Origin of the sequence: Psychroserpens algicola (assembly GCF_014526325.1) — a bacterium.
GTDB lineage: Bacteria > Bacteroidota > Bacteroidia > Flavobacteriales > Flavobacteriaceae > Psychroserpens > Psychroserpens algicola.
In genome coordinates, this window is sequence record NZ_JACNMJ010000006.1 from 90,887 (window position 1) to 113,041 (window position 22,155).

20 protein-coding genes are annotated in these 22,155 nt (G+C 34.6%); 10 read left to right on the forward strand and 10 right to left on the reverse strand.

Annotated features, from left to right (window positions below; translation table 11 throughout):
- Positions 1-17 precede the first annotated feature (17 nt).
- The 5 genes from H7350_RS12840 to rlmB all read left to right on the forward strand — a co-directional run bounded on the left by H7350_RS12840 (position 18) and on the right by rlmB (position 8,427).
- Complete coding sequence (locus H7350_RS12840) at positions 18-3,254, forward strand: SusC/RagA family TonB-linked outer membrane protein (RefSeq protein WP_204346320.1); 3,237 nt, start codon at positions 18-20, stop codon at positions 3,252-3,254.
- Positions 3,255-3,266: 12 nt separating this feature from the next.
- Positions 3,267-4,937 carry a SusD/RagB family nutrient-binding outer membrane lipoprotein gene (locus H7350_RS12845; RefSeq protein WP_204346321.1) on the forward strand — a complete coding sequence of 557 codons (1,671 nt, stop codon included), beginning with the start codon at positions 3,267-3,269 and terminating at the stop codon, positions 4,935-4,937.
- Between the two features lie 11 nt (positions 4,938-4,948).
- Positions 4,949-5,848, forward strand: coding sequence for a hypothetical protein (locus H7350_RS12850; RefSeq protein WP_204346322.1), 900 nt, complete (start codon positions 4,949-4,951; stop codon positions 5,846-5,848).
- A 138-nt stretch (positions 5,849-5,986) separates the two neighbouring features.
- Complete coding sequence (locus H7350_RS12855) at positions 5,987-7,630, forward strand: aryl-sulfate sulfotransferase (RefSeq protein WP_204346323.1); 1,644 nt, start codon at positions 5,987-5,989, stop codon at positions 7,628-7,630.
- Positions 7,631-7,692: 62 nt separating this feature from the next.
- The gene (rlmB, locus tag H7350_RS12860; protein WP_204346324.1) at positions 7,693-8,427 is read left to right on the forward strand and encodes a 23S rRNA (guanosine(2251)-2'-O)-methyltransferase RlmB; all 735 of its coding nucleotides are present in this window, start codon (positions 7,693-7,695) and stop codon (positions 8,425-8,427) included.
- Here rlmB and H7350_RS12865 read toward each other — a convergent pair.
- Positions 8,424-9,170, reverse strand: coding sequence for a rhomboid family intramembrane serine protease (locus H7350_RS12865; RefSeq protein ID WP_204346325.1), 747 nt, complete (start codon positions 9,168-9,170; stop codon positions 8,424-8,426). The genes rlmB and H7350_RS12865 overlap by 4 nt on opposite strands.
- Before the next feature lie 81 nt (positions 9,171-9,251).
- Here H7350_RS12865 and H7350_RS12870 point away from each other — a divergent pair, with 81 nt between their 5' ends.
- Positions 9,252-10,532, forward strand: a complete 1,281-nt coding sequence (locus tag H7350_RS12870; RefSeq protein ID WP_204346326.1) for a replication-associated recombination protein A — start codon at positions 9,252-9,254, stop codon at positions 10,530-10,532.
- Here H7350_RS12870 and H7350_RS12875 read toward each other — a convergent pair.
- The 6 genes from H7350_RS12875 to radC are packed head-to-tail and all read right to left on the reverse strand — an operon-like array spanning position 10,529 to position 16,137.
- On the reverse strand, positions 10,529-11,428 hold the full coding sequence (locus H7350_RS12875) for a hypothetical protein (RefSeq protein WP_204346327.1): 900 nt from the start codon (positions 11,426-11,428) through the stop codon (positions 10,529-10,531). The two genes, H7350_RS12870 and H7350_RS12875, sit on opposite strands and share 4 nt — an antisense overlap.
- The gene (locus H7350_RS12880; RefSeq protein ID WP_204346328.1) at positions 11,421-12,830 is read right to left on the reverse strand and encodes a DUF5723 family protein; all 1,410 of its coding nucleotides are present in this window, start codon (positions 12,828-12,830) and stop codon (positions 11,421-11,423) included. Before H7350_RS12880 ends, H7350_RS12875 begins: the two co-directional genes overlap by 8 nt.
- Before the next feature lie 4 nt (positions 12,831-12,834).
- Positions 12,835-13,395 (reverse strand): hypothetical protein, encoded by a 561-nt coding sequence (locus H7350_RS12885; protein ID WP_204346329.1) that lies wholly within the window; start codon positions 13,393-13,395, stop codon positions 12,835-12,837.
- Between the two features lie 48 nt (positions 13,396-13,443).
- A complete protein-coding gene (locus H7350_RS12890; RefSeq protein WP_204346330.1) occupies positions 13,444-14,133 on the reverse strand; it encodes a YjjG family noncanonical pyrimidine nucleotidase in 690 nt (229 codons plus the stop codon).
- Entirely contained in the window at positions 14,114-15,424 is a 1,311-nt protein-coding gene (locus tag H7350_RS12895) for a polysaccharide deacetylase family protein (RefSeq protein WP_204346331.1), read from the reverse strand. The genes H7350_RS12890 and H7350_RS12895 overlap by 20 nt, the downstream gene beginning before the upstream one ends.
- 14 nt (positions 15,425-15,438) lie before the next feature.
- A complete protein-coding gene (radC, locus tag H7350_RS12900; RefSeq protein WP_204346332.1) occupies positions 15,439-16,137 on the reverse strand; it encodes a RadC family protein in 699 nt (232 codons plus the stop codon).
- Between the two features lie 73 nt (positions 16,138-16,210).
- Here radC and H7350_RS12905 point away from each other — a divergent pair, with 73 nt between their 5' ends.
- The 4 genes from H7350_RS12905 (at position 16,211) to H7350_RS12920 (ending at position 18,889) form a co-directional block, all read left to right on the forward strand.
- The gene (locus H7350_RS12905; RefSeq protein WP_204346333.1) at positions 16,211-16,654 is read left to right on the forward strand and encodes a DUF1569 domain-containing protein; all 444 of its coding nucleotides are present in this window, start codon (positions 16,211-16,213) and stop codon (positions 16,652-16,654) included.
- A gap of 62 nt (positions 16,655-16,716) precedes the next feature.
- Positions 16,717-17,316 (forward strand): FMN-binding negative transcriptional regulator, encoded by a 600-nt coding sequence (locus H7350_RS12910; protein WP_204346334.1) that lies wholly within the window; start codon positions 16,717-16,719, stop codon positions 17,314-17,316.
- A gap of 25 nt (positions 17,317-17,341) precedes the next feature.
- The gene (locus H7350_RS12915) at positions 17,342-18,232 is read left to right on the forward strand and encodes a dienelactone hydrolase family protein (protein WP_204346335.1); all 891 of its coding nucleotides are present in this window, start codon (positions 17,342-17,344) and stop codon (positions 18,230-18,232) included.
- Positions 18,233-18,256: 24 nt separating this feature from the next.
- On the forward strand, positions 18,257-18,889 hold the full coding sequence (locus H7350_RS12920; protein WP_204346336.1) for a GyrI-like domain-containing protein: 633 nt from the start codon (positions 18,257-18,259) through the stop codon (positions 18,887-18,889).
- Here H7350_RS12920 and H7350_RS12925 read toward each other — a convergent pair.
- From H7350_RS12925 to H7350_RS12935, 3 genes are all read right to left on the reverse strand, one after another.
- The gene (locus H7350_RS12925) at positions 18,879-19,520 is read right to left on the reverse strand and encodes a hypothetical protein (protein ID WP_204346337.1); all 642 of its coding nucleotides are present in this window, start codon (positions 19,518-19,520) and stop codon (positions 18,879-18,881) included. The two genes, H7350_RS12920 and H7350_RS12925, sit on opposite strands and share 11 nt — an antisense overlap.
- Before the next feature lie 146 nt (positions 19,521-19,666).
- Positions 19,667-21,022: a UDP-N-acetylmuramate--L-alanine ligase gene (locus H7350_RS12930; RefSeq protein ID WP_204346338.1), complete on the reverse strand. Its 1,356-nt coding sequence runs from the start codon at positions 21,020-21,022 to the stop codon at positions 19,667-19,669.
- Positions 21,023-21,145: 123 nt separating this feature from the next.
- On the reverse strand, positions 21,146-22,099 hold the full coding sequence (locus H7350_RS12935; RefSeq protein ID WP_204346339.1) for a tetratricopeptide repeat protein: 954 nt from the start codon (positions 22,097-22,099) through the stop codon (positions 21,146-21,148).
- Positions 22,100-22,155 lie beyond the last annotated feature (56 nt).

A 22,155-nucleotide genomic window follows, 5' to 3' on the forward strand; every position in this document is an offset into this window, starting at 1 on the left:
TTCAAATTAATTAAAGTATGAAAACAAAGTTTAATGGAATTTTGACACTAATTCTAGTGTTCGCTGTGCAAATATGCTTTGCGCAAGAAAAATCGATTTCAGGGATCGTGTCTGACGTATCAGGCCTACCCCTTCCTGGAGTTAACATTGTGGTGCAAGGAACCACAAATGGTACTCAAACTGACTTTGATGGGAAATACACCATCAATGCTAACCAAGGAGATGTATTAGTATTCTCCTACGTAGGTTTGAAAAACCAATCTGTAACCGTCGGTGCTAACAACACCATAAATGTTACAATGCAGGAGGATGCCTCTGTGCTTGACGAGGTTATTGTAACTGCACAAGGTATTAGAAAAGAGAAAAAAGCATTAGGTTATGCTGTTTCTACTGTTTCTAGTGAAGATATAGAACAAAAAGCAGATACCGATATTGGTAAAATTCTCCGTGGTAAAGCTGCAGGTGTTAGAATCACAGGAACTGGAGGTGTTTCAGGAAGTGGATCTAACATTATTATTAGAGGTTTCTCTTCTATTACTGGTGGAAACCAACCGTTATTTATTGTTGACGGTGTTCCTTTTGATGGTTCTACAGGTGGAGCAAACCAATCTTCAAGTTCATCTGCCTTTCAATCTGGAAACGTTAGAAGTGGATTTGCAGATATAGACCCAAACAACATTGAGAGTGTTAGTATCTTAAAAGGTTTAAGTGCTACAGCATTATATGGTGGAGAAGGACGAAATGGTGTAATCTTAATTACAACAAAATCAGGTAATGAAGCATCAAAAAAGACTGAAGTTACAGTTAGTCAATCTGTATTTTTTAATGAAATTAACTTGCCAGATTACCAAGACACTTATGGTGGTGGTTTCCAAAATGTGTATGGTCCTTTCTTTAGTAATTGGGGAGCACCATTTAGTAGTCAAGAAACAATTGACAATGCATTTAGAACTATGCTCTTAAATAATTTTGGAGTTGAACCTTCAGTATTATTTCCTAACAGACCTGAGCTAGATTCACCTACTGTTCCATACAGACCTATTGATAGCCAGGAAGATTTTTTCAGAACTGGAGTTATTTCTAATACATCTGTAACTGTTGCTGGTGGACTTGGAGATAAAGGAACGATTAGTTTAGCGTACAGTCATGTTGATGATGAATCTTTTATACCTGGAAACAGCTTAAATAGAAATAACTTTTCACTTGGTGGATCTTATAAAATGGATAACAAATTTACAGTAAGTGGTAAACTTAGTTTTGCTGTTACCGATTTAGTATCACCTTTTACTGATGCTTCTACTGGTAGTGATGTATCAATTTCTACTGCAGGTACAGGTGGTATTGCATCTGTATGGAATGTACTATACGTACCACGTAGTGTTACCTTAGATACACCTTACCAACACCCTACAACAGGTGAAAGTTTATGGTACAGAGGTGGAAACGATCGTATGAACCCACTTTGGGTAGTTGATAATACTAAAGATGAAAACAATACAAATAGAGTATTTGGTAACTTCATTACCTCTTATGATTTTACCGACTGGCTAAAGCTTAGTTACAGACTTGGTATTGATAACACTAATGACAGAACCATGAGAGTTATCAATAAAGGTGCTAATGATGGTATTCATCCAAATGGTTATTTACAAACGACATCGTCTAGATTTACTATTTGGGATCATTCATTATTAGCAAACATTGATGCTCAATTATCTGAGGACTTTAATTTACAAGCTACTGTAGGTGCAACAACTCAAAGAAGAGAATTCACAAGAGATGGATCTGAAAGTAGAGACCAAATTATATTCGGTCTTCAAAATCACTTAAATTTTGTCAACTCAAGTACAATCATTGAAGGTACACTATTCGCTAGTAACAATACTGCATACCAACAATTTAGTGAAGAAAATAATGCCGCATTATACGCTTCTGCAACTGTTGGGTACAAAAGTTTCTTATATCTTAATGCATCATTAAGAAATGAATGGACTTCTACCCTAGAAACAGAGAATAGATCTCAGTTCTCACCAGGAATAAGTGCTTCATTTATTCCAACAAGTGCATTTGAAGGTATCCGATCTACTAATGGGTTAAACTATTTAAAGTTAAGAGCTGGTTACGGAACCTCTCCTGGTTTCCCTGGTCCTTATAATACAAGAGGTGTAACATCTTTAGTACCTAACGTTTTCCAAAATGCTGCTGGAAATGGAACAACAACAACTAGTGTTCCTAACTTCTTACCAAACCCTGCATTAAAACCAGAATTATCAAAAGAATTCGAATTTGGTGTTGATGCAAGATTATTAGACAATCGTGTTGGATTTGAATTTACATATTACAACAGAGATACTGAAGATCAAATTATCTTAAGACCTCTAGCACCTGAAACAGGATACACTAGTCAATTCACAAACATTGGTAATGTTATCAACAAAGGTTTTGAAATCACAGCTGATATCACACCTGTTAGAACTGATGACATCAACTGGAAAATCTCTGGTAGCTTCTCACAAAACAAAAGTGAAGTGCAAGGTTTAGATGATGGTGAGCAAATTCTTTATGGTGGTATCTTTTCAACACCAGCTAACGCAGCAATCAATGGTGAGCAATTAGGTGTCATCTTCGGAACTCGTATATTAAGAGATGACGAAGGAAATCGTTTAGTTGATGAAAATGGATACTGGATTCAAGATCCTGAAAACGGAATCATCGGTGATCCAAACCCAGACTGGTTCTCAACTATCAATAATAGCTTTAGCTATAAAAACTGGACATTTAACATGCAGTGGGAATACCAAAGTGGTGGAGATATTCTTGCAACTACTGTAGGTGCCTTAGTAGGTAGAGGTGTTGTTGGAGATTTTGATCGTTCTCAAGGAATCATCCTTCCTGGTGTACGTCAAAGTACTGGCTTACCAAATGATATTCAATTAACTGCTACTGAAGCTTATTTTAACAATATTGGTTTTGGTGTTGATGAATTATTAGTTTATGATGCATCTCATATCAGATTAAGAGAAGCTTCTCTAAGCTACAATTTACCTAAAAAATGGTTAGACAAAACACCATTTGGAAACGTATCACTTACTTTAGCTGGTCAAAACCTTTTCGTTAGAGCATTCAATGTTCCTAAAGAAACTAATTATGATCCAGAGCTTAACAGTTTAGGTGTAGGGAATTCACAAGGGTTTGATTATCTTACATCTTGGAATTCAAGAAGATATGGTATGAGCGTTAAAGTAACATTCTAAAAAAAGAAAACAATGAAAAAAATAAATATTAAAATATTTTGGGCGTTATCACTGATTTTATTCATATCATGTGAAACAACAGAATTAGATTTGTTAGTTGACCCTAACTTACCTTCTGCTGAAAGCCTAGACCCAGATACAAATTTAAATTTTGTAGCATATAGCTTATCAGAATTTTTTGAAGAAGCTACCGAAGCAGGTGGAGAAGCTGTACGTTTAGAGTACATGTTTGACACTTATCAGGTAAACTTCAACAATGCTAATGTTAACCTGAGTGGCATGTGGACAATCGCATACACTGATATCCTTAACGAAATTAGCAAAATTGAACCTACTCTTATTGAAACAGGAAGAGTTCAACATTTAGGAATATTAAAAATAATGCGAGCGTATACATTGATGACACTTGTAGATTATTTTGGTGATGTTCCTTACTCAGATGCATTAAATGGAGGAGACAACTTCCCAACTGTTGATGCTGGATCTGATGTATATACTCAAGCTTTTAATGATTTAAATGATGCTTTAGTTGATTTTAGTAATATTGACGATGATTTAACACCAGACGCTTCAGATTTATTCTACGGCGGAGATGTTAGCAAATGGACACGTCTAGCTAATAGTTTAAAGTTAAAATATCATTTATCTAGACGATTAGTTGATGAAGCTGGTGCTACTGCTGGTATTGCTGCCATTTTGATGGAAGATAATTTTATCTCTGACAGTTCAGATGATTTCTTCTGGCAAGCTGGAACATCAAATAACCCACAAAGTAAGCACCAATATTATGTTGAAGAGTATGAAGCAGCTAATACAGGTGAGTATATTCCTAACTACTTAGCTTGGGCTTTAACAGAAGAAAAAGGAATTGATGATCCAAGACTGAGATACTACATCTACAGACAAGTGAGTGCTTTCCCTTCTGATCCAGCTGTATTAAACAATGAGATTGATTGCTGGAATGATCCACGACCTGACACTTACGCTCCTATTGATGCAATATCTGCAGTTCCGTTACCATTCTGTTCTCTTTTTGATAGAGGTGATGGATATTGGGGAAGAGATCATTCTGAAAATGATGGTATTCCACCTGATAATGATAAAAGAATGACATTTGGTACGTATCCAGCTGGAGGTATTTTTGATGACGGACAAGCTTCTGGTATTGATGCCGGAGATGGACTAAATGGTGCAGGAATCTGGCCAATAATGATGAATTCATTTGTATACTTTATGAGAGCTGAAGCTGCTATCTACTTAGGAACTACTGATGATCCTCGTGCTATGCTTGAAGAAGGTGTTAGAAATTCTATATCAACTGTGATGGGAACACTTCCTAATCCAGGTTCTTTTGACAATGTACCTGACAGTGGTGATGTTGATGATTACGTAGCTGAAGTTTTATCTTTATATGATGCTGCTACAGGACCAGACGAAAGAATGGCTGTAATTGCTAAAGAATACTGGATTGCTATGTATGGTAATGGTGTTGAAGGTTACAACCTTTACAGAAGAACTGGTACTCCTATCAATTTACAACCTACATATTTAGGTACAGGAGAATTCCCTAGATCATTTTTATATCCAAGTGTATCTGTAGATAGAAACCCGAACATCAATCAAAAACCTGGTTTAGGTGTACAAGTATTTTGGGATAATAACCCTGCAGGTTTCATTCAATAAAAAATTAAATTATGAAAAATAGAATATTAAAAACAATTTTTATGTCTGTGCTCATTTCAGTAGGAATTACTGGATGCTCAGATGATGACAAATTACCTGTTGATTTCGATGATCTTAATGTGACAGGTCAGCCATTTGCAACAGAAATTAGTTCTGAAGGTTCAACTAACATCAATAAGTTAGATCCAGCCTCTTCTAGTTTCTCAAAGACATACCAACTATTTTCTTTAGATGATGGCTTTGACGTTACAAATTTATCAGTATTTGTAAGTTTTGCAGGATTAACAACAACTGCAGACGAAGCTTTACTGTATTCAATTGATCCATCAAGTTTTGATAATGGTGGTACAAATCCTGAAGTAACAATTAATTATAACGGAGCTGATATTTTAGCTGCGCTAAGCTTACCACAAACAGCCTTAGAAGGTGGTGATGTGTTTAGCTATAGATTAGCGTTTACTAATGAAGATGGCACCTTTAGTGATGTTAGTGCTAACTTTGATAATCAGTCTGCTGATCATACATTTGGATCTACTGTAGTTTGTATCGCTCCTCCTCCAGCAGGAACATGGTCGGTAGATATGGCCGATTCTTATGGTGATGGATGGCAACCACTTACCGGAGATGGTGGTGGACCAGGAATTATCATTACTTTAAATACTGGAGAAGTGATTGAGTTAGGACTTTGTACACCATACGAAGATCCTGGTTATGACTGTGTTCCAGAATTTAGTAGTGGTACTCAAACTTTTGAAATTCCTGAAGGAACTGAATCTGCCGATTTCTTTTTCGCTGGTGATTTCTGGGGAGAAATGTCATTCCAGATTTATGCACCTAGTGGTAACTTAGTAGCATCTGGTGCTGCTGGAGCTTCTGCTGGTCCAATTGCAATTAATTTATGTAATGAATAATATCGTTCATTTTAAATAAGCTTAAAAAGCCTCTTTCATATAAGAGGCTTTTTTTATTTTTATTCTTTACGATTTAACTACAAAACACTTCTCAATTATAGAAATGTTACATTTGTTAAACTGCTTAAAACTGTAATTATGATAAAAAAGCTACTGTTTGGTTTTTCACTATTTATCTCTAGCTTAAGTGTTGCTCAAAATACTGTAGGAACTGTTTCTATAACTGAAGAAGCTTTTGAAGCTTATACGCTTATTAGCATTCACACGAAAGCTTACCTCATTAATAATTGTGGTGAAGTAATTAACGAATGGAATAGTTCTTATTTACCCGGAAATGCTGTATACCTTTTACCCAACGGAAATTTGCTTAGAGCCGGTCGACTAGAAGACGGAAGTAGCAACATTATATTTGGAGGTTTAGGTGGTATTATTGAACTGTTTGATTGGGACGGAAATATTATATGGTCATACACTTACAGTACCAATGAATTCAGACAGCATCATGATGTATTTCCAATGACAAATGGCAACATATTAATTCTTGCAGCTACTGTACTTACTGAAGCTGAGGCTATAGCTGCTGGAAGAGATCCAAATTTATTAAGTCAAAGCAGACTTTTTAACGAACAAATAATTGAAGTTGAACCCATTGGCGCCAATCAAGGTAATATTGTTTGGGAATGGAACTTTAAAGATCATCTAATTCAAGATTTTGACAATACTAAAGCTAACTTTGGAGATGTTGCTTTAACTCCTGGAAAGCTGGACATCAACTTTTTAAATGGTGGCAATGGTGGTTCAAACTGGCTGCATGTTAATTCAATTCAATACGATCAAAATCTAGATCAAATTGTAATCAGTTCACGTAATTTGAGTGAAATTTATATCATCGACCATTCTACAACTACTGCAGAAGCTGCAACAGATTCTGGTGGTAATTATGGACGTGGCGGAGATTTTTTATATCGGTGGGGAAATCCTCAGGCATATCGTCAAGGTTCTGAGACAGACCGAGTTTTATACGGACAACATTATCCGCATTATATCCCAGATGGTCTGAATGACGCTGGAAAACTTATGATTTTTAATAATGGTAATGGAAGAACTCCAGAATATTCTGAAGTTCTCATAGTAAATCCACCTACATCCTCTCCCGGATTTTACAGCTACACTACCAATACAGCATACGGACCAACATCTAGTGATTATTCCTACTCTGACCAATCTACGGATCCTTCAGAGTTTTACTCCTCTATTTTGAGTAGTGCGCAACGTTTACCCAACGGCAACACATTAGTTTGCGAAGGCAGATTTGGAGAAATTTTTGAAATTGATGACAACGAAAATATTGTTTGGGAATACATAAACCCTATCGATGGCGTAGATGGAACGGCTAGTATGCAAGGAGGCGAAAGACCAAGTATTAATTCTTTATTTAGAGCAACAAAATATGCTCCTGATTTCCCAGCATTTGCAGGAAGAGACCTCAGCCCTAGTCCTCCACTTGAGTTTAACCCTAATATTACAGCGTGTCAAAACTTAAGCACTACAGATATTGATATAAGTTCTATTTCTCTTTATCCTAATCCAGCATCCGATTACATCCATATCACATCACAATATCCTGTAGATAAATTGGAGTTGTATTCCGTTTTAGGCAAGAAAGTTCATGAGGTGACATTAAGTAATTCTATAGATGTTTCCGCAGTAAAATCTGGAGTATATTTTTTACAAATACATTTTAAACATAAACGCATAAGTAAAAAAATAATCAAGCATTAGTACTATACAGAATTGATTAAAACCATTCTAAAAGTAGAATGGTTTTTTTATACCTTTGAGCCATGGAAAAAGAAACTACCATTTTTGGTATTAGAGCAGTTATTGAAGCTATTAAATCTGGTGAAAATATTGACAAAATATTTTTACAGAAAGGGCTTAGAGGTGAGTTATTTTCAGAACTAGAGCAACTCTTAAAAAAAGAACGCTTGAATAGTTCTTATGTTCCTGTTGAAAAACTAAACAGACTATCTAAAAAGAACCATCAAGGCGCTATTGCTCAAATTGCACCAATTACTTTTCACAGCATTGAAAACTTAGTAACTAAGGTTATAGAATCTGGAAAAACGCCTTTATTTCTATTATTAGATCAACTAAGTGATGTTCGTAATTTTGGTGCTATTGTTCGCACGGCTGAATGTACTGGTGTTTCGGGTATTATAATTCAGAAAAAAGGAGGTGCTCCAGTAAATGGAGACGCCATTAAAACCAGTGCTGGTGCGCTTTTTAAAATGCCTATTTGCAAAGTAGATCATATTAAAGACGCTGTGTTTTACATGCAAGCCAGTGGAATAAAGGTCATTGCTGCTACCGAAAAAACTGATAACACCATCTATGATGTTTCTTTTACCGAACCATGTGCCATAATAATGGGTTCTGAAGGAAAAGGGATTAATCCTTCTGTCTTAAAAGTGGTAGATGAAAAAGCAAAACTTCCGTTACTTGGCGAGATAGAATCTTTAAACGTTTCTGTAGCTTGTGGTGCATTTTTATATGAAGCTATAAGACAACGTCGCTAATCTTTATTCTCCTTAAACGTATACGTAATATTAGGATGTTGTTCTTCGGAAAGTGGCTCCTCCTCTACTTCGGGCTCAATGTTTTCAATAAAATTTCCATCTTCATCAAAATGTTTGAGAAATGGATCATCATCTTCATTATAATCGGGCTGTTGCCATACATAGCGTTCAGGCTTAGCGATTGCTTTTCTGAATATTAGTGCAAATATAAATCCTGAAATAAGACCGCCTAAATGACCTTCCCAAGACATTCCTTCTTTAACAGGAAATGCATACCAAATCATACTTCCGTAGAGAAAAACGATAATTAAAGATAGAGCCACTAATCTGTAATGCTTTGCAAAAATGCCTTTAAAGAAAATAAAACTCACTAAAACATATACCAATCCGCTGGCACCAATATGGTTAGCTGGTCGCCCAATAATCCATGTAAATAAACCAGAAAGTAATATGCCATAGAGAATTACTTTCCATGAGATTTTTCGATAGAAATAAAATAAGGCTACAGACAGTATAAACAGAGGAATACTATTATGATACAAATGTTCTATATCGGAATGGATAAACGGACTTGTAATTATTCCTAGAAGACCTTCAAGCTTTTGAGGGTAAACACCTAATCGCTTAATGGACGGAAAAAAGCGTACCTGTATCCAAAATACAATCCATATAGAAAGTACAAAAAACAAAGGATAAGCAATGACTCCTGTAGAATATCTAAATTGCTGTTGATTATTACTCATATTAAAAACTTAATTAGCAAATTGCTCTCCATTTATCAAAACTATGAAATATTGTCACATCGTTTTTTGTAATTTTACATTATGAACGAACCTTTAGCAGAACGATTACGTCCACAAACCCTTGACGATTATTTGAGTCAGTCGCATTTAGTTGGTAAAACTGGTGTTTTAACTCAGCAGTTACAACAAGGAGTGATTGCGTCAATGATTTTTTGGGGACCACCAGGTACTGGAAAAACGACATTAGCAACAATTATTGCTAATGAATCTAAGCGTCCGTTTTACACATTAAGTGCTATAAACTCTGGTGTTAAAGACATTAGAGAGGTTATCGATAAAGCCAAACAAAGTGGCGGACTATTTACCACAAAAAATCCGATTCTATTTATTGATGAAATCCATCGTTTTAGTAAATCTCAACAGGATTCACTGTTGCAAGCTGTAGAAAAAGGTTGGGTCACCTTAATTGGAGCCACAACAGAAAACCCGAGTTTTGAAGTCATACCTGCACTGCTTTCACGTTGTCAGGTGTATATTTTAAATTCTTTTGAGAAAAGTGACTTAGAAGCCCTATTGCATCGAGCGCTTAAAACCGATGATCAATTATCAAAGCGTAAAATACAACTTAAAGACACTGAAGCTTTGATAAGACTTTCGGGAGGCGATGCCAGAAAGCTTCTAAATATCTTCGAACTTATAGTGACCTCATTTGATGAAAATGAGGACATTATAATCACCAATGATATAGTCTCTAAACGTGTTCAAAGTAATACAGTGAGATATGACAAAACTGGTGAACAACACTATGACATTATCTCGGCATTTATCAAATCGATAAGAGGTAGTGATCCAAATGCTGCAGTGTACTGGTTAGCAAGGATGATTGAAGGTGGTGAAGATGTGAAATTTATCGCTCGACGTTTATTAATTTTAGCCAGTGAAGATATTGGTAATGCGAATCCGACAGCTTTGGTTATAGCAAACAATGCATTTCAAGCAGTGTCGGTCATAGGACATCCTGAATCTCGAATTATATTAAGTCAGTGTACCACCTATCTGGCGACTTCTCCTAAAAGCAATGCTGCTTATGAAGCCATAGGAAAAGCTCAGCAACTGGTTAGAGAAACGGGTGATTTATCAGTACCACTATCTATAAGAAATGCACCAACTAAACTTATGAAAGAATTGGGCTATGGTGATAATTATCAATATGCTCACAAGTATGAAAATAATTTTGTGGCGCATGAGTTTTTGCCTGATGAAATTAAAAACACCAAACTCTATGAACCAGGAAACAATACAAGAGAACAGGCACAAAGAGCATTTTTAAAAGCCCGCTGGAAAGATAAATATGATTATTAAAATTTCAGATTTACACCTTTAACAACAAGGTTTTTTCCATCATTTTCAGCATAAACCCAGGTATTTTTTTGCTTATAAACCATAGCATCTTTTCCTTGAACGAGATACGTATCTGGAATTCCAGAGTGCAGTAAAATCATCACTTTTTTAGGTTCAGTATCTACCACTTGAAATCCGCCAACAATAGGTTGAGCATACAACATATCTTCTTTTACTGCATCAACAGCTTCGATAGGTTGTAATGCTTCTACTGCTTTCTTAGTGTCTTCCTTTTTAGGTTCACTATTTGTAACCTCAGTCGGTTTAGTTTCAACCTCAACCGCTTCAAGTTTTTCTTTTTCCTTTAGTGCTTCTACTTCCTTTTTTAAACGTTCAATTTCATTTTGAGCTTCACGTTCTTTTTCTTCGGACATCTTAACGGCTATTGATGTCGTTGACTCTTGCAATATATTTTCATTAGGCACGTATGAATAATCCATTAACTGAAAAGTTTGAAATGCTTCTCTTATGGCTAAGTTATATGCTTTTGCAAAATCTTTTTCTTTGGTATCACCAATTTGAGAGCTCATGACGATATTGCCTTTACAGTCTTTTAAATCAATTTGAACCTTAGTTCTCAAAAATGAACCTTTAACCTTTTTAACTACAGATTTCAATCCTAAACATCGGTTTTGATTTAAATCAGCTGGCACACTTTCGTCTTCAAAAAAAGCGGTAAATCCATATTTATTAAATAAAAATTTGGTAAGCGAGTTAAGTTGATATTGATCTTCATACTTCTGAAATTCAAACTGTTTAGGTATAACAATATACTTGTAGTCGTTAACAGAGTTTTGAGCAGTCACATAAGATTGCGTAATCAATAAAAGTAATAATAGGTAGCAAAATTTATTCATCTGAATCAAAAATTAAGTTCATTCCAAATTGTAAAGATACACTTTGTGCTCTAGAAATATTTTGTAATTCAGACAAATTATTTCCCATGAGGTACATATTAAAATTACCAAAATGCATTGAAGCACCAAAACCAATATTGTGATACGAAAAGTCATCTACTGTATAAGTCGCTTTGAGTTTTAAAAAATCGAATAAACGCCTGTAATAAAATGCGGTAGCTGCAAACTGAGGTTGTTGTGGTCTAAATATGGAAAACACTTGTAAACCAACACTATTGAGATATGGTTTGCTTCCAGCGTAGCAATCACAGTCATCACCACTAGTCTTTCCAAAGTTATAGCGATAAGACGCATTAAACTTAGTAGAGCGCCAGGTCGTATAATTGCTTTTTAAGGTGTCGATTTTAATACTTCCATTAAACTCATCTTCTAAATTTTCCCAGTAAGGGGTCGTTCCATTTTCATTAATCAATTGAGGAAACACCAGACCTATACCTTCAGTTGTATAACTTCCATTTAAGTGATACATCTCAACATCTTTAGAGTGAAAAACAGCTCCTATATCGAGTAAACTTCCAGTAATCACATGTTGATCTTCTGGTTGATATGTAAAACCTAAATCTATCCCAAGTCCCAAATTCCCACCAAATAATACACGCTTCCGGAGTGTTTTAATGTCTTTACTGAAGTCTGAATTATCATCTTCTAAAAGAGACGCAATACCAGATGTTTGAAGGGTTCCGTCTAAAAATTGAAACACATGCTCATAAATATTATCTCCTGTGCTACTCAATCGAGTTGTAAAAGTTCCTGAATTATTAGTACTGTTCACGTTGGCTATACTAGAATAAATTTTACCTCTTGCACCTACGGTTAATTTTTTACTAAGCTTTTTATTTATACCGAAGTGAAATACTGATAATAGCTCGCCTTTAAAGTTAACATCACCTAATGAAAATGAGCGTCCGATATAATCGGCATTACCTTCCCATAGCAATACTGCTATATCTTTAGGGATATAGGAGATAAAATCCGCTTCTTCGTAAATTCCGTAGGAAAAATAGGTATTTTCATCTTTTCGCCATCCACCATTTATGATATCTAACTGTTGATTGAACGCTACATAGTCGCGATTGGATAATGACATGATAACATTACTAATTTTAGTATTGATGCTTACTCCATCATCTTTAAAAATATCATAGGCAGACACACCTGAGCTCCCAAAGTTGAAATGAATTTGCGAAAGTAATGGAATACCAAAGTGTTTATCGAAGGTCACTAAAGCGCCCGGATTTTGGTTAAGCGCTTGTGGCACATCATTAAAATCGTATAGCAACTCTTTATTCTGGCTGTGAACCCATACACCTAAAAATAATACTATGTAAGTGATTTTACGCATTCACTTAGAGTTCAAAATAAAAAGTGGCTTTTGATTCTAATTTCAAAAGGCCTTGTGTTTCAGCTTCTATTGGTGCTGTAGTTGGAGGTAATGTAATTTTATAAATCAAAGTTGTAGCATCTTCAAATGTACTCAGCTCTGGCTCTTCTATTAGAAAGTTAGCTTCAACAAAAACTGGGTTATCAATTTGACCTGATGGTACTTGTACCTGAGCTAAATACTTTAATTCGTCAGCATCATTAACAAATTCGAAATCAATATTGAAATTTCTATCTAAGCTATTTGTGAATTGAAATGTCAGGTTAGTTTTTAAAAGTTGATCTACAAAAAAATCAGAATTAATATATTCCAAACGTGTTGTATCAGTCAACACAACAACTTCTTGCTGTGTCTCACTATCAACAAAATTGGATGCTGTTAAGTTTGAGAAAATCAAACTAGATTCAAAAGTTGGTGTAGGTAAAATATCTTCAGCCTGCTCAAAATCGGTATCGCTAACACAAGATGTTACCAGCATAACACAGAAAAACAAAAGACAATAGACAACGAAATTTAATGTTTTCATAATGCTTATAACTTAGTATAACAACGACTAAGATACAGATTAAGTATGTTATAGGTAATTTTTCAGCTCACTGAGATATTTCACTTGCTTAATATGCTTGTCTGCATTGTCATTATGATAATTGAATAAAATGACATCCATACCTATGGCTTCAGCACCTAAAATATCAGCTTCGTAATTATCTCCAATCATTAAACTTTCTTCAGGAATTGCGTCTGCAAGATGTAAAGCATGATTAAATATTATAGGATTTGGTTTTTTAACGCCAGCCGCTTCCGAATTGGTTATAGTATCAAAATAATGAGTGATATTAGCATTATCCATTTTTTTCTGTTGTGCCTCCTCAAACCCGTTCGTAATGATATGAAGTTTGTAGTTGGGTTTTAAATAGTCTAAAATCTCTATGGTATCATCAAAAAGATGATTAAAGGTTGTTAGGTATGTGATGTAATCATCAGAAAGCTTGTTTATAATATCATCAGACACTTTATAATTAATAGAATCAAATGTATCCTTTAAGCGCTTATATCGCAAACTTACTTTATCTATCTTTTCCTCTCTGTAAAGTTTCCAATAGTTAAGATTTATAGGCTCATACACTGATAAAAACAGGGCAGATTCTATATTGAGCTTATGAACTTCAAAAATCTTTTCAAACGTTAGGGCCGAATTTTTGTCAAAATCCCAAAGTGTATGATCTAAATCAAAAAAAACGTGTTTAATCTCTTTTTCCTTCATCTACCGATTCTAATATTTGTGTGAATAATTTTCTAAAGCCTTTCCATTTAGGCTCATTTCCGAAGGAATAGTTATGAAAAACCGGTGTAAATATTCCGTTTACTTGCTTAACCGAACTCATTAATCGTTGCAACTCTTGTTTTTTATCTAATTGCGACTGATGTTTTAAAAGGGCATGATCAATACAGTGAAATGAATTGACAAGTAATGGTGTTTGTGTTTCATAATCTAAATCATAAAATAAAAACGGCGTACATGTACCAGCTCTAAATCCTGTTTGGTTAAGGTATCCCATTGTGAAATCTTGCTTTACTTCTAATTCTATTAAATTTCGATAGGATGTAGGAAGATTAATTTTTGAAAATGAATGCCTTGTAGACTCTAACTCATAATTGGTTATGTTCTCTATTTTTTTCTTTTCTTTTTTTAGGATAGAAATATCGTCTAAAGCAAAATAGGACACTTTTAAACCGACTTTACTATAATCTGCGACAGACTTGATAAGTGAGACAAACTTCTTTTTATTGATGTTAATATTTTTATCATAAGTTGAATAATCGCCAATTAAAAAGAAGACAACAAATTTAAATTTAAACTGTTTTTGCTTATTAATAATCCATTTAAAGGTATCATAGGGATCACGCTTAAAACCAAATAATACCAAGAAGCGTTGGTAAAAACGTCTTAGTTTAAGTTGAAATAAATCGTTAAGAGCACCTCCAACAGTTCGCAACAATCCCTTTTGCTTAAAATAAAATGCCATTGGTACGTCTATCACAGGAGCTATTTTATAATTACGTTTAGGAAATGTAAAACCTTCAAACCGCTGTTCTAAAAGGTTTTTGAGTTCATAAGCCCAAATATCGACCACAGGCTGCTTTAAGAAATGTTCTTTATATGCCAGACTTTCTGTAGCTGTGAAACGTCCGTACTCATCTTTTACATGCGGCAAATACTCTTCGTAACGACTCAATAAATAAAACGATGCAGCAAAAATATCGAATGGCAATGCACTCTTTTCTCCTGTTGGAAAAAAACATTTAGTGTGGTTCCAGCTTTGAACATTGATATCAACATCTGATAATCCCTGTTCAAAAAGTAAATCGTGATTTCTTATAAAAACCTCATTACTCAAAGGCTGTTTTGTATAAGACATTTTTAAACTGTCGTGCGCTATAAACTCTTCAATAGTGGTTGTAAACGATACAGGAACTCCCAAAATTCGGGTACACAAATGCTTAAACGTATATCTAAGTCTTGGAGTAATTTTATGAGTATAAACTAATAGCAAGTTTTTATTTTTTATTACAAGATATTTTCATCGGCAAAACTAAAATATGCTTTTTCGGTGACAATAAGGTGATCTAAAACTTTAATATCTAAACTTTGCGCTGCACCTTTTAACTTTTGGGTTAAATTTTTATCTGCTTCACTTGGTTTTAATGTACCCGATGGATGGTTATGAACTAAAATTAAACCCACTGCTCCTAACTCTAAAGCATTTTTAAAAACCAAACGTACATCAACTAATGTGCCTGTAATACCACCTTTACTCAACTGGTGTTTTTGAATTACTTTATTAGAATTATTAAGGTAAATAATCCAAAATTCTTCATGAGGTAATTCTCCAATGAGAGGTTGCATAAGTTCAAAAACTGAAACACTTGAGTTAATTTTTTGTTTATCTATAGCTGCTTCTCCTCGCCTACGTCGACCTAATTCCATGGCTGCAGTAATCGAAATAGCTTTAGCTTCTCCAATACCCTTAAATTGTATTAGTTGCTTTAATGATAGTTTTCCAAGTTCATTAAGATTATGATTTACACTGGCCAAAATACGTTTGCTTAAAGCAACAGCACTTTCTTCCTTATTACCAGAACCAATTAAAATTGCTAATAATTCGGCATCACTCAAGGTTGACTTGCCTTTGTCTCTTAATTTTTCTCTCGGTTGATCATCTTGTGACCAGTGTTTTATTGAAAACGTAGCTGCTTTTTTTGTCATATTATAAAAATATATATTGTAACTTTCTTGTCAATAAATTTAAATCATTATATAGAAAAAATACTATACAATTATGAAATCTTTATTTCAACAAGAAACACATGAAGAAATCATGAACCGATTAGAACAACTCGATGAGGCTGCTCAGGCCAATTGGGGAAAAATGAATGTTGGTCAGATGACATGGCATTGTCAAGGTCCGTTAAACATCATGTTAGAAAAAAATGATTACGGATTAAAGCCAAATTGGTTCGCAAAGGTTTTTTTCAAAAAATCATTATATAATGATAAATCATGGAGAAAAAACCTTCCTACAGCTAAGTTTTTAAAACCTAAAGAGGACAAAGATTTTAGCACTGAAAAAAGAAAATTGACCGAACTTATCAATGAAGCCTATTCGCATCGTGATAAGACCGAATGGAAACCTCATCCTGGATTTGGCTATTTCACAGCCGATCAATGGGGACAAATGCAGTATAAACATTTAGATCATCATTTTAGACAATTTGGCGTATAACAGTAAATCAAACCTAATAAAAACAAGTTAAAGCACAATACGCTTTTAACATAATGGGCCTTATGAAATATCCGCCACCTCATCATCAAGATAATGACCAAAATCACATGATTGAAGTCATTAAAGCTTATCCGTTAGCTACAGTAATTTCTATTGCTGACAACACGCCTTTTATTAGTCATTTACCATTAATCTTTGATTCTGGAAAACTCATTGGCCACATAGATATTTACAATCCTCAAGCGAGGCTACTAAAAGATGATAATGATGTTACTGTGATATTCTCAGGTCCGCAATGTTACATTTCACCCAGTATTTACAGTACTACTCAATTACCAACCTGGAATTACATCAAGGTACATCTCAAAGGACATGTCAAAGCTATTGAAAGTAAAGCATCTTTAAAGCAGTCATTGATTACTATGACTGAATTTTTAGAAGCTCCGAATCACAAATACATCTTAGATCCTAAAAACCCTAGGTTAGACAGAAACTTAGACTACATTACAATGTTTGAAATTACGATTTCAAATTGGGAAGGAAAGTTTAAGCTCTCGCAAGACAAGAAACCTAAAGACATCAATAATGCAAGGGAAGAATTATTAAAATCAAATCAGGAAAGTATTAAACAATTTTTAGATAACGTATTTAATAATTTGTAAATTAATGGTTTAATACCTAGAAATCATGAAAGAATTAAAAAAAGAACATATCAGTCAAGAGGTTTTCGATTTATATGATGATTATGCGCATAACAAACTTAATCGTCGGCAATTTGTTGAAAAACTATCGCTATATGCTGTTGGTGGAGTTACAGTTGCATCACTTTTAAGCTTTATATCTCCAAATTATATAGATAATTTACTGGTTGAACCTGATGACCCAACATTAGATTCAAACTACATACACTATGATTCTCCTAAGGGAGGAGGCTCCATAAAAGGTTTGTTATCCAAACCAAAAGACATCACAACAAAGTTACCTGGTGTTGTGGTTGTTCACGAAAATAGAGGTCTAAACCCTTACATAGAAGATGTTGGTCGACGTACTGCAAAAGAAGGCTTTATAAGTTTAGCACCAGATGCCTTAACACCTTTAGGCGGATACCCTGGGAATGATGATGATGGAAGAACCTTACAAAAGAAACGTGATAGAAATGAAATGCTTGAAGATTTTATTGCGGCTTATACGTATCTCAAATCTCATAAAGACTGTAATGGTCAAGTTGGTGTCGTAGGGTTTTGCTTTGGTGGCTGGATTTCTAATATGATGGCTGTACGTCTACCCGATTTAGGCGCTGCAGTACCTTATTACGGCAGACAACCTTCTGACGAAGACGCTGTTAAAATAAAGAGTCCTTTACTATTACAGTACGGAGAGTTAGACTCAAGAGTTAACGCTGGATGGCCTGCTTTTGAAGCTGTTTTAAAAGCTAATACTATTGAATATGAGGCTTATATTTATCCTGGTGTAAATCATGGATTTCATAACAATACAACACCTCGTTATGATAAAGATGCAGCAAATCTATCCTGGGAAAGAACCATTGCTTTTTTTAAAAAACATTTAGAAGTTTAGATACGTTATAAATATGGTAGTGCTATGAAACACGAATGGCGTAAGACAGAAAAAAACATCTATTTACCTAAATCAAAACCTGAAGTTATAGATGTTCCTGACTTTAAATTTGTTACGATTAGTGGTGAAGGCAACCCAAATACAGACCATTTTAAAAAGCACATTGAAGCACTTTACAGCATCGCATATGCTATTAAAATGAATCTCAAAACGTTACAAACTCAACCTAAAGGTTATACGGATTATACGGTGTATCCTTTGGAAGGTGTCTGGGATATTAATGACGAGGCTAAGAAACACTACAACGGCCAACTTAATAAAGACGACCTGGTGTTTACCTTAATGATAAGACAACCTGATTTTGTGAATGACACATTCTTCAGCAAGATGCTTGAAGTCACAAAAAAGAAAAAGCCAAATCCTCTTTTAGACCAAGTTAAATTTGAGACCATTTCCGAAGGGAAGTGTATTCAAATGATGCATATTGGTAGTTATGACGATGAGCCTGCTAGCTTTCAAATTATGGAAGCCTTTGCTGAAGTCCATAAGCTTTCAAGACTGTCTAAAATACATCGTGAAATCTATATTTCCGATTTTAGAAAAGTAGCGCCTGAAAAACTAATAACGGTATTACGATTTCAGCTTACTACTGAATAACATACGTGTCTAAACGTCTAATAATTGATGGTATATCATTGCTTACATAGGAAGACGTGTCGTAAATTAATCCAAAACCATCCGAATAATAAAAGCGATCTAATCCTGGAGACGGATCATTGTTTGGTGATAATAAGGCATAACGTTCGGAGTTGACACAGGTAAAGCTTCCTGCTTCTACATTCATCGTACTTTCTCCTTCAATTAATTGCTCTACAATAATTCCCCAAACGTTCTGACTTAAAACCCGAAGTGAAAAATCATTATTGGTAAATTTAACATTACCATCACTTCTAACTAGGTTTCCGTTGTCTTCTCTTAAATATTCAAAATGTTCCCCATTTGGATTGCAAAAAGTAATACCATCTTCATTTCCCGTAGTTAAACGTCTAAATTTAAAGTAGGTTTCTCCAGATATGTTTTCAGTAGATACAATACTAACAGAATCAATAACACCAGTGTCTTCGTAAAGTTGCGTATTCATATTATACCTATAATTTTTATACACCCAGGAATTTCCAACTGTTAAAGCATAAAAGTTAGCCTCTAGTGTTTCTGGTGAAGTCGAATCATCATTTGAGCAAGAAAAAGCGAATAAAAGAGTACATACAAAAAGCAAAATACGTTTCATAATAATTGGTTTAAGGTTAATTGATTAATAAACGTAAAGATGTACTATAGAATAGTTTGGCTTGGTTAACTGCAAGAATAACGCTACACACAAATGTTTATTGCTTTACTAATAAAAACAAATCCTTAGCCAAACCGAAACGACACTTACGTAATCAAGTCCTTTACCTCATCAAAATCCAAACCGCCATAATTACCAGAACTCATCAGTAGTAAGGCTTTATCATTAAAATCTTGCGAAAAGAGATAGTTTTTAAAGTCCTCAGGATTGGTGTAGATAATTAAGTCATCACGTTTGAAGGCATTGGAAATCTGCTCATGAGTAACTTCTTCAAGTTTTTTAATTTCCACAGCATGAGGCGAATAAAACACTACAGCAACATCAGCAGCATCTAGAGCACCTTTATATTCGTTTAAAAATTCGGCATTTAAACTGCTATACGTATGTAATTCTAAGCAAGCCACCAAAGTTCTGTCCTCATACTGCTCTTTAACTGCTTTTGTAGTAGCCTCAACTTTACTTGGTGAATGTGCAAAATCCTTGTAAGCAACACTTTGCGGACTCTCTGCTATTTTTTCTAAACGTTTACTGGCGCCTTTAAATGTTGAAATTGCTTCATAAAAATCATCTTCATCAATACCCATATGCTGACAGATCCATTTAGCACCAGCCAGATTATTAAGGTTATGTTTTCCGAAAATTTCTATAGGTAAATCTCCTTCAGGAGTTGCTAATAATGTTTGTCCGTTTTCAACACGATAGTCAGGAGTTTGATAAGCTAATTTTCGAATAGGATTCTCACTGGCTTCAACAACTCTTTTAACCTCAAGATCTTCCTCATTATAATTAATGCTTCCGCCTTGAACAATACTATCTACAAAAATGGAGAATTGCTCGACATAATTCTCATAGGTTGGAAACACATTAATATGATCCCAGGCAATCCCGCTCAACAATGCAATATTAGGTTTGTATAAATGAAATTTTGGACGCCTGTCAATTGGTGAACTTAAATACTCATCTCCTTCTAACACAATAAAATCATTATCTTCAGTGAGCTTCACCATGACATCAAAGCCTTCTAACTGAGCTCCAACCATATAATCGACATCTCGATCATGATAATGCATAACATGCAGAATCATTGAGGTTATGGTCGTTTTTCCATGACTTCCTCCAATAACGACACGTGTTTTTTGTTTGGATTGTTCGTATAAAAATTCGGGATAACTATAAATTTTTAAATCGAGTTCCTGAGCTTTTAATAGTTCTGGATTATCGGCTTTAGCATGCATTCCTAAAACAATGGCGTCTAAACTTGAGCTAATTTTTTCTGGAAACCATCCAAAGCTTTCTGGTAGTAAACCCTTCGCTTCTAATCTTGATTTTGAAGGTTCAAAAATAGTATCATCGCTTCCTGTAACTCGATATCCTTTATTGTGTAATGCTAAAGCTAGATTATGCATCGCACTTCCACCAATAGCTATAAAATGTACATTCATTATTTATATTTTGCAGACCTTCAAATATAGTAGTTTTACGAAGAACTCACGACTATTTTTTCAATCTAAAACTGAAGTTTATTTTATAGAAATACGCTGATTTGACATCTAACAAAGTATCACTTACAAGCGTTCTATATCTGCCTTTTCTTCTTTAAAAACTTTAATTTTCGGTAAGTTACTTATGGCTTTGTCTACCCATTTAAGCGCTTCATCTTTATTTTTTTTATGCTTTTGTATTTGAGCTAATCTGTAATAAGCCCAGGCTTTAGGAACACCATCTTTAGCTGAATAATTTTCAATGTAAACCATTAGGCATTTTTCACCCTTATCTAATTGAATATTATATTCGGCGCAGACTTTTCCAATTTGATAATGCATCGCATTTCTTTGATGTTTGGTTCCAGATGCTTCTAAATTTGAAATCGCTTTTTCGGGTTGTTTTGAGTTTTCATATAAATTTGTCAGCTTGTCAAAACAGGTTAGAGAACCACCTTCATTTATAGCCAGTTTATAATATTTTTCGGCCTTTTCGGGCTCATCATCATATTCATAAATATAACCTTTAGCTAAATAACCATCCACTTTTGAAAGTGCTTCTAGTTCATTGGCATATTTAAAAGATTTACTCTTACTTCCTCCTACAATTCCTGGCAGTTGCATGTACAACTCCACTAAAGCCCAGCGTGTATCTATATGAGTGGCATCCAACTCAGCGGCTTTTAAAAATGCAGCTTTTACATCTCCAATAATCCCAAGCGCTTTTATTTTACTAACGCTTAACGCTTTCATCCCTAAAGCGCCTCCGTATTTGTAGTGAAAATTTGCATTGCTAGGTTCAAGTATTGTGAGCTTTTTATAAAAGGTAATCGCGTCATCCCATTTTTTTTGATGACCATAAGCATCTCCTAAAAGTTCTAGACCTTGTACGTCATTTTTATGTGTTTTGATATATTCGGAAAGCATCTGCTCAGCTTTGGCAAACTTTTTTTCTTTGAGCAACTGTTCTGCCTCAGCGAGCGAAGACTGACCAAACGTTAGTAACGGAACTAGTAAAAAAAATATAAGATATCTCATATTAATATGTACGCAAAAAAGATACCAAAAGTTTTATATTAAGAAATGGTATTGTT